This is a genomic window from Jezberella montanilacus (assembly GCF_003003055.1).
Lineage (GTDB): Bacteria > Pseudomonadota > Gammaproteobacteria > Burkholderiales > Burkholderiaceae_B > Zwartia > Zwartia montanilacus.
The window spans coordinates 1-13427 of record NZ_PVTV01000003.1; the positions used below are offsets into that span (position 1 = coordinate 1).

The 13427-nt window shown below is 52.4% G+C and carries 11 protein-coding genes and 1 other RNA gene; 10 read left to right on the top strand and 2 right to left on the bottom strand.

The features are described 5' to 3' along the window. Nucleotides 1-213 precede the first annotated feature (213 nt). Nucleotides 214-561: a DUF4870 family protein gene (locus BCM14_RS00915; RefSeq protein ID WP_106226132.1), complete on the top strand. Its 348-nt coding sequence runs from the start codon at nucleotides 214-216 to the stop codon at nucleotides 559-561. Nucleotides 562-631: 70 nt separating this feature from the next. Here BCM14_RS00915 and BCM14_RS00920 read toward each other — a convergent pair whose 3' ends face one another. Next, a complete protein-coding gene (locus BCM14_RS00920; protein WP_106226133.1) occupies nucleotides 632-907 on the bottom strand; it encodes an SWIB/MDM2 domain-containing protein in 276 nt (91 codons plus the stop codon). A 166-nt stretch (nucleotides 908-1073) separates the two neighbouring features. On the opposite strand from BCM14_RS00920, the gene BCM14_RS00925 reads away from it, so the two are divergent. Next, the gene (locus tag BCM14_RS00925) at nucleotides 1074-2267 is read left to right on the top strand and encodes a M20 aminoacylase family protein (protein ID WP_106226134.1); all 1194 of its coding nucleotides are present in this window, start codon (nucleotides 1074-1076) and stop codon (nucleotides 2265-2267) included. A 2-nt stretch (nucleotides 2268-2269) separates the two neighbouring features. Continuing rightward, on the top strand, nucleotides 2270-3340 hold the full coding sequence (gene pyrC, locus BCM14_RS00930; RefSeq protein WP_106226135.1) for a dihydroorotase: 1071 nt from the start codon (nucleotides 2270-2272) through the stop codon (nucleotides 3338-3340). Here the strand turns inward: pyrC and BCM14_RS00935 are convergent. After that, the gene (locus tag BCM14_RS00935; RefSeq protein WP_106226136.1) at nucleotides 3337-5148 is read right to left on the bottom strand and encodes an ATP-binding cassette domain-containing protein; all 1812 of its coding nucleotides are present in this window, start codon (nucleotides 5146-5148) and stop codon (nucleotides 3337-3339) included. The two genes, pyrC and BCM14_RS00935, sit on opposite strands and share 4 nt — an antisense overlap. A gap of 100 nt (nucleotides 5149-5248) precedes the next feature. Between BCM14_RS00935 and rnpB the strand changes: the two genes are divergently transcribed. The 7 genes from rnpB (at nucleotide 5249) to mraY (ending at nucleotide 13425) form a co-directional block, all read left to right on the top strand. Further along, an RNA gene (rnpB, locus tag BCM14_RS00940) (RNase P RNA component class A) lies at nucleotides 5249-5658 on the top strand. A gap of 239 nt (nucleotides 5659-5897) precedes the next feature. Further along, entirely contained in the window at nucleotides 5898-6326 is a 429-nt protein-coding gene (gene mraZ / locus BCM14_RS00945) for a division/cell wall cluster transcriptional repressor MraZ (RefSeq protein ID WP_106226189.1), read from the top strand. Nucleotides 6327-6329: 3 nt separating this feature from the next. Next, the gene (rsmH, locus tag BCM14_RS00950) at nucleotides 6330-7394 is read left to right on the top strand and encodes a 16S rRNA (cytosine(1402)-N(4))-methyltransferase RsmH (protein WP_106226137.1); all 1065 of its coding nucleotides are present in this window, start codon (nucleotides 6330-6332) and stop codon (nucleotides 7392-7394) included. After that, on the top strand, nucleotides 7394-7696 hold the full coding sequence (gene ftsL, locus BCM14_RS00955; protein WP_106226138.1) for a cell division protein FtsL: 303 nt from the start codon (nucleotides 7394-7396) through the stop codon (nucleotides 7694-7696). The genes rsmH and ftsL overlap by 1 nt, the downstream gene beginning before the upstream one ends. Continuing rightward, the gene (locus BCM14_RS00960; RefSeq protein WP_106226139.1) at nucleotides 7693-9423 is read left to right on the top strand and encodes a peptidoglycan D,D-transpeptidase FtsI family protein; all 1731 of its coding nucleotides are present in this window, start codon (nucleotides 7693-7695) and stop codon (nucleotides 9421-9423) included. Before ftsL ends, BCM14_RS00960 begins: the two co-directional genes overlap by 4 nt. Further along, nucleotides 9423-12263 (top strand): bifunctional UDP-N-acetylmuramoyl-L-alanyl-D-glutamate--2,6-diaminopimelate ligase MurE/UDP-N-acetylmuramoyl-tripeptide--D-alanyl-D-alanine ligase MurF, encoded by a 2841-nt coding sequence (gene murF / locus BCM14_RS00965; RefSeq protein WP_106226140.1) that lies wholly within the window; start codon nucleotides 9423-9425, stop codon nucleotides 12261-12263. The genes BCM14_RS00960 and murF overlap by 1 nt, the downstream gene beginning before the upstream one ends. Continuing rightward, nucleotides 12253-13425: a phospho-N-acetylmuramoyl-pentapeptide-transferase gene (gene mraY / locus BCM14_RS00970; RefSeq protein WP_106226141.1), complete on the top strand. Its 1173-nt coding sequence runs from the start codon at nucleotides 12253-12255 to the stop codon at nucleotides 13423-13425. The genes murF and mraY overlap by 11 nt, the downstream gene beginning before the upstream one ends. Nucleotides 13426-13427: the final 2 nt, after the last annotated feature.

Genomic DNA, 13427 nt, shown 5'->3' on the forward strand with positions numbered 1-13427 from the left:
ATGATAGTGGACGTACGTCTGTGAAAGTAGGTCATTGTCAAGCTCTTACCCCTCAAACCCCCGCCAGCATCAAGCTCGCGGGGGTTTGTCTTTGCATGGACACTTTAACCAAAAGCTGTCTGGCAATCAGTGCGACAAAAAGATGTTTTCATCTAAACAGTCTGAGCAAGGTCAGGTAAGATAAAAGCTAACTTGTTTAACGGAGAATTTATGATGAGTGAACCAACGCCTGACCAGCTCAAACAAGTTGATTTGCGTGTGTTAACTCACGTGGTGTATGGCTTGTTTGCACTTGGCCTAGTCACCTGGGTCTTTGCCGCTGCCACCGTTGCTGCCATCGTGATTATTTATGTCAAACGAGGTGACGTCGCGGGCACTGTTTACGCAAGCCATTTCAATTGGCTTTCTTACACCTTCTGGTGGGCATTGCTATGGGTTTTAGTCAGCCTGTTGGGGACATACATATTTATTGGCTATCTCGGCCTTGTTGTAACAACGGTCTGGGCGCTCTATCGTGTGGTCAAAGGGTGGCTAGCCTTGCTTGAATTCAAAACACCCTAGGTTTGTCGTCATAGGCCAATAATAAAAAAGGGCTCCAGAGCCCTTTTTATTTATACACAACCGCGTGGGCTTACTTCAGATGGCCGCTGACGATTTTTGTCAATTCAAACATCGACACCTGATCTTTTTCAAACAAGGGCTTGAGTTTCGCGTCAGCGTTAATATTGCGACGGTTTGCAGGATCTTGTAGGTCGTGCTTTTTGATGTAATCCCAAATACGCTTGGTCACTTCAGTACGAGGCACTGCCTCGGCACCGATCACGGCCGCGAGAATCGGGCTGGGGGTCAGTGGTTTCATAAATGCGGCGTTTGGCTTTCGCGCTGCCGTTTTTGTTGCAGTGGCCATTTTCGGGCTCTCCTTGTCAGGATGAATAAACACAATCCCAAAGCATAACTGCTTTGGGCGACAATCACACTCATTGTGGTGACAAAATCAATGTCCATCACCAATGTAGCAATTTTGTAACAGAGTTACACTTAACTATCTTACACGTTTACCCTCGCGCCCAAATATGAAAGCACGCTCACCGCTCGATGCTATCCGTCTTTTTCATGAAGAACTCACCGCAATCCGTCGAGATTTGCACGCTAACCCTGAATTGGGCTTCGAAGAGGTTCGCACCTCTGGTATCGTCGCTGGCGCACTGGAGGCCTTGGGTATAGAGGTTCATCGCCAGGTCGGGAAGACAGGTGTCGTCGGGGTTATCAGGGGCAAGCAAAATACGACAGGACGTATGGTGGGACTGCGCGCCGACATGGATGCCTTGCCCATCAACGAAGAAGGCGATGCGTCCTACTGCTCGAAGCAAAATGGATTGATGCATGCGTGTGGCCATGATGGACACACAACGGTTTTGCTGGGTGCGGCTAAATACCTCGCGCAAACAAGAAACTTTGATGGTACGGCAGTGGTAATTTTTCAGCCAGCAGAAGAAGGACTTGGCGGAGCCACCGCTATGCTCAAGGATGGCCTGTTTGAGCGGTTTCCCTGTGATGAAATATACGCGATGCACAACTGGCCAGCCCTGCCAGCAGGGGTGATCGGGATTAATCCAGGACCGATGATGGCCGCTTCTGATCGGTTTGAAATTGTGATTAAAGGCCGTGGCGGTCATGGAGCTCACCCCTACCTTGCCATTGACCCAATTGTCATTGCGGCGCAATTGATCACTGCGTTGCAAACTGTTGTGTCACGAAATGTCCATCCTGCGGACTCGGCTGTGATTTCTTTTGGTGCCATACAGGCCGGCAATCCTGCGGCATCTAGCGTCATTCCAAGTGAAGTGCGACTGGTGGGGACAGTCCGAACCTTTAAAGAAGATGTGCAGAAATTAGTCGAGCAACGCATGCGTGACTTGATCAAGTCTGTACCGGAAGGGTATGGTGCGACAGCAGAGTTCACTTATAAACGCGGCTATCCCGCCACCATCAATTCTGCTAAACAGACAAGTTTTTTAATAGATGTGGCAACCGATCTCTTTGGCGCTGATAAAGTTATCGGCAATCTCACTCCCTCTATGGGAAGTGAGGATTTTGCTTATATGCTTCAAGTGAAACCTGGCGCTTATTTTCGGCTGGGACAAGGCGGTGCAGAAGAGGGCAAGTTTTTACACAATCCTCGCTTCGACTTCAATGATGCCGTCATCCCTACGGGTAGTGCCATGTTCGCTGCCTTAGTCGAGCGTGCCTTGCCTTTGAGCGAATAAGAATGACAACCGATACGCTTACGCTGACACGGCCAGACGATTGGCATATTCATCTGCGGGACGGGGAAGGGTTACGGGCCATTGTGGCGGATACTGCAAGACAATTTGGTCGTGCGATCGTCATGCCTAATTTGAAGCCACCTGTTACGACTGTCAAGCAAGCCTTGGAATATCGTTTGAGGATCATGCAGGCGTTGGCGGCTCAATCTGATCAATCAAGCGTCGTGCAAAAGTTTAACCCGCTGATGACCTTATATCTGACCGATAAAACAACGCCAGACGAGATTGATCGAGCGAGCGAATCCGAACACGTTGTCGCCGTAAAGCTTTATCCCGCTGGGGCTACCACTAACTCAGATGCAGGCGTGACCGATCTGCTCGGTCAATGTGCCCGCACACTTGAGCGGATGCAACGAAATGGGCTGCCTTTATTGATGCACGGTGAAGTGACCGATCCCTCCGTCGATGTTTTTGATCGCGAGGCAATATTTATTGATCAGGTGATGAAGCCACTGCGTCAGGCGTTTCCTTCATTAAAGGTTGTTTTTGAGCATCTCACAACGAAAGAAGGCGTTGATTATGTGCGTGATGCGGATGGGCCAGTTGCTGCGACAATCACAGCACAGCACCTGCTTTACAACCGCAATGCCATCTTTCAAGGTGGCCTGCGACCGCATTGGTACTGTCTGCCGATCTTAAAGCGTGAATTGCACAGGCAGGCACTGCTTGATGCTGCAACGAGCGATAGCGATCGTTTCTTTCTGGGTACCGACAGTGCGCCGCACGCGAAACATTTAAAAGAACACTCTTGTGGCTGTGCTGGTTGCTATACAGCCGTGCATGGCATGCAGCTATATGCTACAGCCTTCGATCGGGCTGGTCGGTTAGATCGGCTTGAGGCTTTCGCCAGTCAACGGGGGCCTGATTTTTATGGTTTGCCGCGCAACAGGGACACGATTACGCTCGTACGCACGCCTTATCAGATACCCAACGAATTAAGCTATGGCTCAGAGCATTTGGTGCCCTTGGCGGCGGGCGAGTCATTGCCCTGGAGCATCGCGCCACAGGGCTAGACGGACTTCGCTTCGAGTGCTTCCCATCGGGCGAAGCGGAGGGACATCGTTTCCTCGAGCTTTTTGAGTTTTGCTTCGATCTCAAGGCGCTCACTAGCTCGGTCGGTGTATAACTCCCCGCTGCTCAGTGCAGAGACGAGCTTTTCCTGCTCTTGCTCGAGCCCAGCAATTTCGGCTGGCAACTGCTCCAGTTCTTTGACCTCCCAGGGAGCCAGTTTAGTCACTTTGCTTTTTGTCACGTTACTGGCGCTCGCGCCGCCTTTGGCGCCAGCGTCTTTTAATTGACTGGTTTGTGACGTAACAGCTTGAGTGCTGCGTTGTCTCTGCCAATCGGCAAAGCCACCAACGTAATCGCGCCAGGTGCCATCGCCCTCACTGACAATGGTCTGAGTCACCACATTATCCAAAAAGCTTCTATCGTGACTGACTAACAGAACGGTGCCCGGGTAATCTTGTAAAAGTTCTTCGAGTAACTCTAGCGTTTCGATATCAAGGTCGTTCGTGGGTTCGTCCAGGACCAGAATATTGGCAGGCCGCGCGAATAGTCGTGCCAGCAATAGTCTCGCTCTCTCGCCCCCCGACAGGCTACTGACTGGAGACTTCGCGCGGGCGGGTGCAAATAGAAAGTCACCGAGATAGCTCATCACATGTTTGCGTTCGCCACCAATCTCGATCCACTCACTGCCCGGGTTGATCACATCCATCAGCGTGGCGGTTTCGTCGAGTTGCGTACGCATTTGATCAAAATAGGCCACACTCAAATTGGTACCGAGCTTGATCGAGCCACTGTCTGCTTGTAGTGTGCCCAGGATTAGTTTCAATAGCGTTGATTTGCCTGCACCATTCGGGCCGATCAAGCCAATACGATCACCACGCAGAATCGTGGTCGAATAGTTGTTCACCACCACTTTATCGCCGAAACTCTTGCAGACATTTTCGAGTTCGGCTACTAGTTTGCCTGAACGCTGGCCAGCATCGAGTGCGAGTTGAACGTTGCCTTGCCGATCACGGCGCTGTTCATGTTCACGGCGTAATTGTTGCAGGCGCCGCACGCGTCCCTCATTACGAGTCCGTCTTGCCTCAACGCCTTTGCGGATCCAAATTTCTTCTTGCGCGAGTAACTTATCAAACCGGGCGTTTTCTAATCGTTGGGCTTCGAGCCATTGCGCCTTGTGGATCTGCCAGTCTGAAAAATTACCCGGAAAACTCAATAACTGACCGCGATCGAGTTCGACAATTCGTGTAGACACTGCATCGAGAAATCTTCGATCGTGGGTAATGATGATTGCGCTGCCAGGCCATTGTTTGAGGGTTGCCTCGAGCCAATTAATCCCATCAAGATCTAGGTGATTGGTCGGCTCGTCAAGTAACAGCAAAGACGGTTGATCTGCGATTGCACGGATCAAGGCAACTCGTTTTCGCATCCCGCCTGAGAGCCCACCGACAAGCGCCTCCGGAGGTAGCCCTAACTTATCAATCAAAGCTTTCACCCGCGACGCCCGCTGCCAATCCTCATCATCCGGATCTGGCTCACCAAACACCGTCTCTTCGATGGTGAGTGTCTCATCTAGCGTTGGCTCTTGCTCGACCGTCGCGACTTTGACATGGCCTGCAATGTTGATGGCACCATCATCCGGTGCAGTTCGACCATCCAGGATACGAAGCAACGATGACTTGCCGGCGCCATTGCGGCCGATCAGTCCGATTCGCTCAGAAGATTGAATTGCCAGATCTGCTCCGTCGAGAAGGGGATGATGGCCGTAGGCGAGATGCACCTTGTTGAGTGTGATGAGAGCTTGAGTGGCCATGGATCGATTTTAAAATTTGAACCTCGACCAGTTTGTCGAGAAAGACCCGTATTGTCGCAGGTTGTTACGCTTTCACGTGGCGGCCGTACAATGGGAGTGCAAAGCAGATTGGGCAATCGCGGTGCTATCGGCATCGAGGAAGGTCCGGACTCCGTAGAACAGGATAACGGTTAACGACCGTCCAGTGACTGACGCGCCTGGCGCGAAATGATCTGAGGAATAGGGCCACAGAGACGAGTCTGCAGTGTGGGTGAGCCTTAAAACTCACTCCGCCACGGCCTGGCCGTGATGAAGCGTTGCGCAAGCGACGCAGCACTGCAGGGTGAAACGCGGCAACCTCTATCCGGAGCAACATCAAATAGGCATGCGTGTGACCTCGGTCGCGACGGGCGGTTCGTTCAAGTATGCGGGTAGATGGCTAGAGCCTGTCAGCAATGGCAGGCCCAGAGGAATGATTGCCGACCGGTGAAAACCGGTTTACAAAATCCGGCCTATAGATCTGCTTTGCAACTCCCCTCCTTTATTTGTCCTAGGGTTTCCCCTAGGGCGTTCAAACCTCAGCGCACAAACCACTTTTAAATCACTCTTCAACATATTGATTTATTGAATTATTTTTTCAAAAAAATATTATAAAAAACTTCTAAGTCCTTGCTGTCATTGAAATTTCCCAATATTTAGCTTGACCGCTATTTTTTCATCCCTTAAAGTGGTGAAAAGTGCATATTTGTGCAAAATTGTGGGGATTTCAAGTGTTTCAAGGAAGCAGCGCACTGACGTTGGATGGCAAGGGGAGGATTAACGTTCCAACCCGGCATCGCGACGTCCTCGTCGAGCTGGCCGCTGGCTGCCTGACGTTGACGCGCCACCCTGATGGTTGCTTGTTGATGTACCCCCGTCCCGAGTGGGCAAAAAAGCGTGAGCAAATTGCCGCTTTTCCGATGCAGGCTCGCGGGTTACAGCGGCTGTTGCTAGGCAGTGCGCAAGATGTCGAGATTGACAGCTCTGGCCGTATTTTGATTGCCCCTGAGTTGCGTCAGGCGGTTGGTCTCGAGCGAGACGTCATGCTGTTGGGCATGGCTAGCCACTTTGAACTATGGGATGCAGCGGCCCTCGCTCAGCGAGAGGCTGCTGATTTGTCGCAAGGCATGGGTGACGTACTGAATCAGTTCTCGTTTTAAGCCGTGAATAATTTTGTTCATCGGCCAGTTTTGCTTGAGCCGACCGTCGATGCTTTAGTGCTAGAGCAGTTTGGTAAGCGCAAGGTCGGTACGACGAGCGCTGGCCTGGTTGCTAGTGTTTCGGATGGGGTGTTTGTAGACGGAACATTTGGTCGAGGCGGGCACAGTCGGTTGTTGTTGACCAAACTGGGTGCCAATGCGCGGCTGGTTGTGTTTGATAAAGATCCTCAGGCTATTGAAGTGGCTGAAGATCTTGCTCGGATCGATTCGCGCGTGACGGTGGTACACGAAGGTTTTAGTTCGATGATTGAGTCGCTGGGCGACTTGGGCATCGAAGCGGTGGACGGTGTGATGTTGGATATTGGGGTTTCGTCTCCCCAAATTGATGACGCACAACGTGGATTCTCTTTCATGCGGGATGGCCCGCTTGATATGAGGATGGACACTTCGCGCGGTGAAACCGCTGCGCAGTGGCTAGAAGTAGCAACGGTTGACAACATGCAGGAGGTCATTAGTCATTATGGCGAAGAACGGTTTGCTTTTCAGATTGCAAAGGCGATTGCTGCTCGCCGCGCAGCACGGCCATTTAACACAACGCTCGACCTCGCCGAGCTCGTGTCAAACACCGTCCGCACGCGCGAAAAGGGCCAACATCCAGCGACAAGGACGTTTCAAGCTCTACGGATTTACATCAATCGGGAGCTCGAGGAACTCGAGGGCGCCATCCAGGCAACTTTAACTTTATTAAAAACAGGCGGACGTATGGCCGTGATCAGCTTCCACTCTCTGGAAGATCGCGTTGTCAAGCAGTTCATTGCAGCGGCATCTCGTCCTGAAGCCGCCTACGCTCGGTTACCTCTGCGTGAAAGTGAAATGCCTCAACCAGTGCTCAATGCACTAGCAAGAGTCCTAGCTAGCGAGCAAGAAATCAAAGAAAACCCACGCTCACGCTCAGCCGTACTGAGAGTTGCTCAACGAACGGCTACGCCATTGCCGGCAGAGGGTGCTCAAGCCTTTATTACCTCGACAGCGCCCGCAAAGCGACGAGTCCGAAAAGGGGGGCAGTAATGGGGCGTCTGAATCTGGTCGTTGCCGTGTTGCTGATGCTGTCAGCGATTTCTTTGGTCACATCCAGATATCAGGCGCGTCAGACATTTGTTGAGCTTGAGCAGGCTAGAACAATTGCTCGTGGCCATGAAGTCGACTGGCGTCAGCTTCAGCTTGAGAGATCGGAGCTTTCGCGCAACGCCCGCATCGATCGGATTGCTCGTGAGCGTCTGCAAATGGTGTCCATTGTTCCTGACCGTACCGCTTACATAAACCAAGCGCCAAGTGTCCCCACGGTCCCTCAAGAGGGGGATAGAAAATGAAGCGCCTGCCATTTTTCAATAGCCCCGTTTTGCATGTGAGTTTTCCTTTGTGGCGTGCAAAACTTGTGCAGATATTGCTGTTCTTGGCTTTTGCTGCGTTAGTGGCAAGAGCCCTTTACTTGCAGGTGGTGACCACCGACTTCTTGATCCAGAAAGGTGATGAGCGGTACACGCGCACGCGCTCTCTGCCAGCGACTCGCGGCAAAATCTCAGATCGTAACGGGGTGGTATTAGCGGCCAGTATGCCAGCCAAGGCAATCTGGGCGGTACCGGAAAACGTCAACGACGCCCCGCGTGCAAAACTTAATGCCCTCGCTGAGTTGCTGTCGATGAAACCAGCTGAGCTGGATAAAAAATTGCAAAACGAAGACAAGAGCTTCGTTTATTTACAACGGCAGGTGCCGCTAGATGTTGCGCAAAAAATCGCTGAACTAAAAATACCGGGTGTTAATCAAGATGACGAAACCAAGCGCTATTACCCCGAAGGCGAGGTCATGGCTAATATCGTCGGCTTCAATAACCTTGAAGATAAAGGGCAGGAAGGCGTTGAGTACGCCTTCAACGATGAATTGAAAGGGCGACCCGGCAGTCGTCGCGTCATGGCTGATCGGCTCGGTCGGGTGATCGAAGATGTCCGCGCGGTTAATCTGCCGGTTGATGGGCGCGATGTGAAGCTGACGATTGATACGCGCATTCAGTATCAAGTCTATCGTGCCTTGCAAGAGGCCATGACAGCTAATAACGCCAAGGGCGCTGCCGCTGTCGTGGTCGATGTGCAAACCGGCGAAATCCTGGCGCTTGGCAATATGCCCACTTACGATCCAAATCTGCGCGATAGTTTTCACGGCGGTAACTTGCGTAATCAGGCGCTAACCGACACCTTCGAGCCAGGCTCGATCATGAAACCATTCACCGTCGCCCTTGCACTGGATCTCAAGCGTATTGACATGAATACGCAGTTCAACACCGGCAACGGCAAGTTTCAATATCAGGGTGCCACGATTACCGACGTGAGTAGAAATGGGGTCTTGACCCCAGCAGGCGTTTTACTTAAATCGAGCAATATCGGTATGACCATGATTTCGGAGCGCCTTGAAGCGAAAGAAATGTGGAGTCGCTTTACCGAGTTGGGCTTAGGTCAGGCGCCTCAGACCGGCTTTCCAGGTGCCGCAGCGGGAAGGTTAAGGCCTTGGGAGCGCTGGCGTCTGATTGAAAAAGCCACCATGTCATACGGCTATGGGCTATCGGTATCCTTGCTGCAGATGGCGCGTGCCTATACGACCTTTGCGAGACAAGGTGACATGATCGGGTTGACACTGCTCAAGCGCGATCAAATACCAGAGACCAATCGAGTATATCCTCCAGAAATTGCGGAAAAGATTCGAGTGATGCTTGAGGCCGCGGCTGGCCCGGATGGGGCGAAGGCAGCGCATGTGCAGGGTTATCGCGTGGCAGGTAAAAGCGGTACAGCTCGCAAGATTGTCAACGGCCAGTACAGCACCAGTCGTTATCGCGCTTCGTTTGTTGGCATGGCACCAGTGTCAAATCCCCGAATTATCGTCGCTGTCACCATAGATGAGCCGCAGGCTGGGGTTTATTACGGCGGTAAGATTGCCGCCCCGGTCTTTTCAAATATTGTGGGCGGTACCTTGCGAATTCTTGGTATTCAGCCTGATGCACCGTTTGATTCGAGTGTCGCCACCGTGACGCCAGGGGTGGTCAGATAATGCACTCGAGCCTCATCGAAGCAACGACAGATACCCAGACATTAATTGACCTGCTGAGACTGCATTCGTCTCCTCAAGCGAATTTGAGTGGCAACTCACGGGCAATCCAAATTGGCGATGTATTTGTGGCGTGCGACGGCGTGATCGGTGATGGTCGACGTTACGTCGGCGATGCCGTCAGTCGAGGTGCAGCGGCCGTGCTGATTGATGTCACGGATGAATCTGAGTATCAGCAGTTTGTGCTGTCTGTTGCGCCTCAGGGCGCGCTGTTGCTAGGTGTCGTGGGCCTTAAGCAGCGTATGGCTGAGCTGGCCGATCGTTGGTACGGCCAACCCTCTTCGCATTTGCACATCGTCGCAGTAACCGGAACGAATGGGAAGACCTCTTGCGTCAATTGGTTAGCGACTGCTTTGAACAGCCTCGGCTTAAAAGCCGGAACCATTGGAACGCTGGGGGTTTCGTTTCCTGATGGACGCCTTGAGTCGAGTGACCTCACCACGCCTGACGTCATCTCTGTTCATCGTGCTTTAGCCTCACTGCGTGCCGCAGGAGCTGAGTACGTTGCCATCGAAGCATCATCAGTGGGCATTGAACAAGGAAGGCTTAGCGGTGTTCGTCTGGCTGTCGCTGCATTTACGAATCTATCTCATGATCATCTTGATTATCATGGCGATATGGCAAGCTATGAGGCAGCTAAGCGAGCCTTGTTTGACTGGCCTGAATTGACGCGAGCAGTGATCAATATTGAGGATGTGGTTGGTCAAAGATTTGCTCAGTCAATGCGATTTAAGGCATTGACCTACTCGACCAAGTTGAGTCAACTAGCCGACATACGAGCCGCAGCGGTGAAGCTTGGTTCCGCGAGCGTCAACTTTGACCTATGCGTCAAACAAGCTATGCAACCGATTGCAGTAAAGGTTGTCGGTCAGCACAATGTGTCTAATTTATTGTGTGTCGCTGGCGTGTTGTCCGAACTTGGCGTGGATGCAGGACGTATTGCGGGCGCACTGGGTTCGTTGACGTCGGTTGATGGTCGTTTGCAATATGTGGAACCCGTTGTAGCGGACCCCTCACTGCCTTCTGTGGTGGTTGATTACGCGCATACCCCGGATGCTTTGCAGCGGGTGTTGACGAGTTTGATCCCGCTTGCCCACGCTGGGGGTGGCAAACTCTGGTGTGTGTTCGGCTGCGGTGGCGACCGCGATTCGGCTAAGCGCCCAATGATGGGAAGAATTGCCGCCGACGCCGCCGACTATGTCGTCCTGACCAGCGATAATCCTCGCCATGAGTCTGCTCAGTTGATTCTTGAACAGATTCGGTCCGGACTGTCAGCAACTCATTTAAATGTTGCAACGGAAGCAGATCGCGCTCAAGCGATTCTGACAACGATCTTCAAAGCACAACCCAACGATCTGGTATTGCTTGCAGGCAAAGGACACGAGACCTACCAAGAAATCGGTAATGTCCGCTACCCCTTCGATGATAGACAATGGGCACGCGCTGCTTTGCTGCTGCGGCGAGAGCCCAGCATTCAGACGGACTCGCGCAAATTGAGGGCTGGTGAAGTGTTTCTGGCGCTCAGAGGCGACCAATTCGACGGTCACGCTTACTTGCAGCAGGTCGCGCAAGCTGGGGCCTGCGCAGCAATCGTTGCAGAACCAGTACTGGCCGCTGCCATTCCCCAGATTGCTTTAGGTGAGACGCGGGCAGCTTTGCTTCAACTCGGCAAGGCATGGCGGTCGCAATTCAATATCCCTGTGATCGCCGTGACGGGTAGCAACGGCAAGACAACGACGAAAGAGATGATCTCATCGGTGTTGGCCGCCTGGCTAGGCGCGGACAATCAGCTCGCAACGCAAGGTAATCTCAATAATGACCTTGGCGTGCCATTGACCTTGTTGCGCCTGCGTTCGATACATCGTGCGGCAGTGATCGAGTTAGGTATGAATCATCCCGGTGAGATCTCGATCATTGCTGACGCGACCAAGCCAACGGTTGCACTGGTCAACAACGCACAGCGCGAGCATCAAGAGTTCATGGCCACGATCGAAGCGGTTGCAGTCGAAAATGGTCAAGTCTTTCGCTCTTTGCCAGCAGAGGGCATTGCTGTTTTTCCTGCTGCTGATGAATATTCAAGTCTCTGGAGCACGCTTGCAGGCAAGTGTCGCCAACAGTCTTTTGGTTTGCAGTCTGATGCGACAGTCTATGCAACAGACCTTGAGGTCGATGCGTTTGGATCCTCACTTCACTTGCACGCCCCTGCTGGTGAGTCTCGGTTGACGTTGTCCATACCGGGTATGCACAACGTTCGTAACGCATTAGCTGCCGCCGCCTGCTGCCTGGCCGCAGGCGCGCCCATTTCCGCTGTTTCACGAGGGCTAGCGGGTTTTAGCGCGGTAAAAGGGCGAATGCAGTGTCATCGAATCGCCCCGGACAGCATCCTGATCGATGACACCTATAATGCCAACCCGGATTCCGTTCGTGCCGCAATTGATGTGTTGGCTGGCATGCAATCCCCTACCGTTCTCGTGCTGGGTGATATGGGCGAGGTGGGCGCAAACGGCCCTGCGATGCACCATGAAGTCGGCGCTTACGCCCGGCAGCGCGGAATCAATCATTTAGTCACCTTAGGTGATGCGACTCAGGAAACCGCACGTGCGTTCGGCGTTGCTGCGGTGGTTTGCGAGTCAGTCGAACAAGCGGTTGATGCGATTCGCAGCCTTAATCCGGTGAGTTTATTAATAAAAGGATCGCGCTTCATGTGCATGGAAAGAATCGTCTCGCGTTGCCTGGAAATATCCGAGGCAGCGCATAGTGATATGGTGAAACATGCTGTTTAAGCTATTCGGATGGCTCGCGGACAATCAACTTCGAGGCTTCTCGGTATTTGAGTACATTACCTTGCGCGCGGTTTTGGCTTGCGCCACCTCGCTGATAATCGGATTGATTGCCGGTCCGTTGGTGATTCGTCGGCTGACTGCCATGAAGATCGGTCAATCGGTGCGCAGCTACGGTCTCGAGTCTCATCTCGTCAAAACGGGGACCCCGACAATGGGTGGGGCGCTGATCTTGATTGCTATCGGTGTGAGCACGCTCCTGTGGGCTGATTTAACCAATCGTTTCGTGTGGGCCGTTTTGTTAGTCACTTTTGGGTTTGGCTGGATTGGCTGGGCGGACGACTATAAAAAAGTGGTGGATAAGGATCCTGAGGGGATGTCAGCCAGGCAGAAGTTTTTTTGGCAAGCGGTGATCGGCTTAATTGCCGCGATTTACTTAACCTTCGCAATCTCGGCGCCAAACAATGCGAACTTGTGGGTCTTGATCTCGGATTGGATATCGAGTGGTTTCACGCTCACCCTGCCAACACGCGCTGATTTGATTGTGCCTTTCTTCAAGTCTGTCAGTTACCCTCTTGGAACCCTTGGTTTCATTGCGTTAACCTGGTGTGTGATTGTTGGTACCAGCAATGCAGTGAATTTGACTGACGGCCTGGACGGTTTGGCAATTATGCCCACGGTGATGGTTGGTTCAGCACTTGGCGTATTTGCCTATGTAGTCGGTCGGGTTGACTACTCTAAATATCTCTTGTTTCCCTACATACCTGGCGCTGGTGAACTGATGATTCTGTGCGCTGCACTGGCAGGCGCAGGATTGGCTTTTCTATGGTTTAACGCCTATCCCGCACAGGTTTTCATGGGCGATGTCGGTGCGCTTGCGCTAGGCGGCATGCTCGCAACAATTGCGGTGATCGTCCGACAGGAAATAGTCCTGTTTATCATGGGAGGCGTCTTTGTCGCCGAGACCCTTTCAGTGATGTTGCAAGTGAGCTGGTTCAAATACACCAAGAAGAAATATGGACAAGGCCGCCGGATTCTTCGTATGGCCCCGCTTCACCACCATTTTGAAGCCAGTGGTTGGAAAGAAACACAGGTCGTCGTGAGGTTTTGGATTGTCAGCATGATGCTGGTTCTGGTTGGTCTGTCGTCTTTGAAAATACGTTGAGT

Excerpts from the sequence above, each read along its gene's own strand:
- BCM14_RS00915 (WP_106226132.1), top strand. The coding sequence starts at position 214 with ATGAGTGAACCAACGCCTGACCAGCTCAAACAAGTTGATTTGCGTGTG.
- BCM14_RS00920 (WP_106226133.1), bottom strand. The coding sequence starts at position 907 with ATGGCCACTGCAACAAAAACGGCAGCGCGAAAGCCAAACGCCGCATTT.
- BCM14_RS00925 (WP_106226134.1), top strand. The coding sequence starts at position 1,074 with ATGAAAGCACGCTCACCGCTCGATGCTATCCGTCTTTTTCATGAAGAA.
- pyrC (WP_106226135.1), top strand. The coding sequence starts at position 2,270 with ATGACAACCGATACGCTTACGCTGACACGGCCAGACGATTGGCATATT.
- BCM14_RS00935 (WP_106226136.1), bottom strand. The coding sequence starts at position 5,148 with ATGGCCACTCAAGCTCTCATCACACTCAACAAGGTGCATCTCGCCTAC.
- ftsL (WP_106226138.1), top strand. The coding sequence starts at position 7,394 with ATGGGGCGTCTGAATCTGGTCGTTGCCGTGTTGCTGATGCTGTCAGCG.
- BCM14_RS00960 (WP_106226139.1), top strand. The coding sequence starts at position 7,693 with ATGAAGCGCCTGCCATTTTTCAATAGCCCCGTTTTGCATGTGAGTTTT.
- murF (WP_106226140.1), top strand. The coding sequence starts at position 9,423 with ATGCACTCGAGCCTCATCGAAGCAACGACAGATACCCAGACATTAATT.
- mraY (WP_106226141.1), top strand. The coding sequence starts at position 12,253 with ATGCTGTTTAAGCTATTCGGATGGCTCGCGGACAATCAACTTCGAGGC.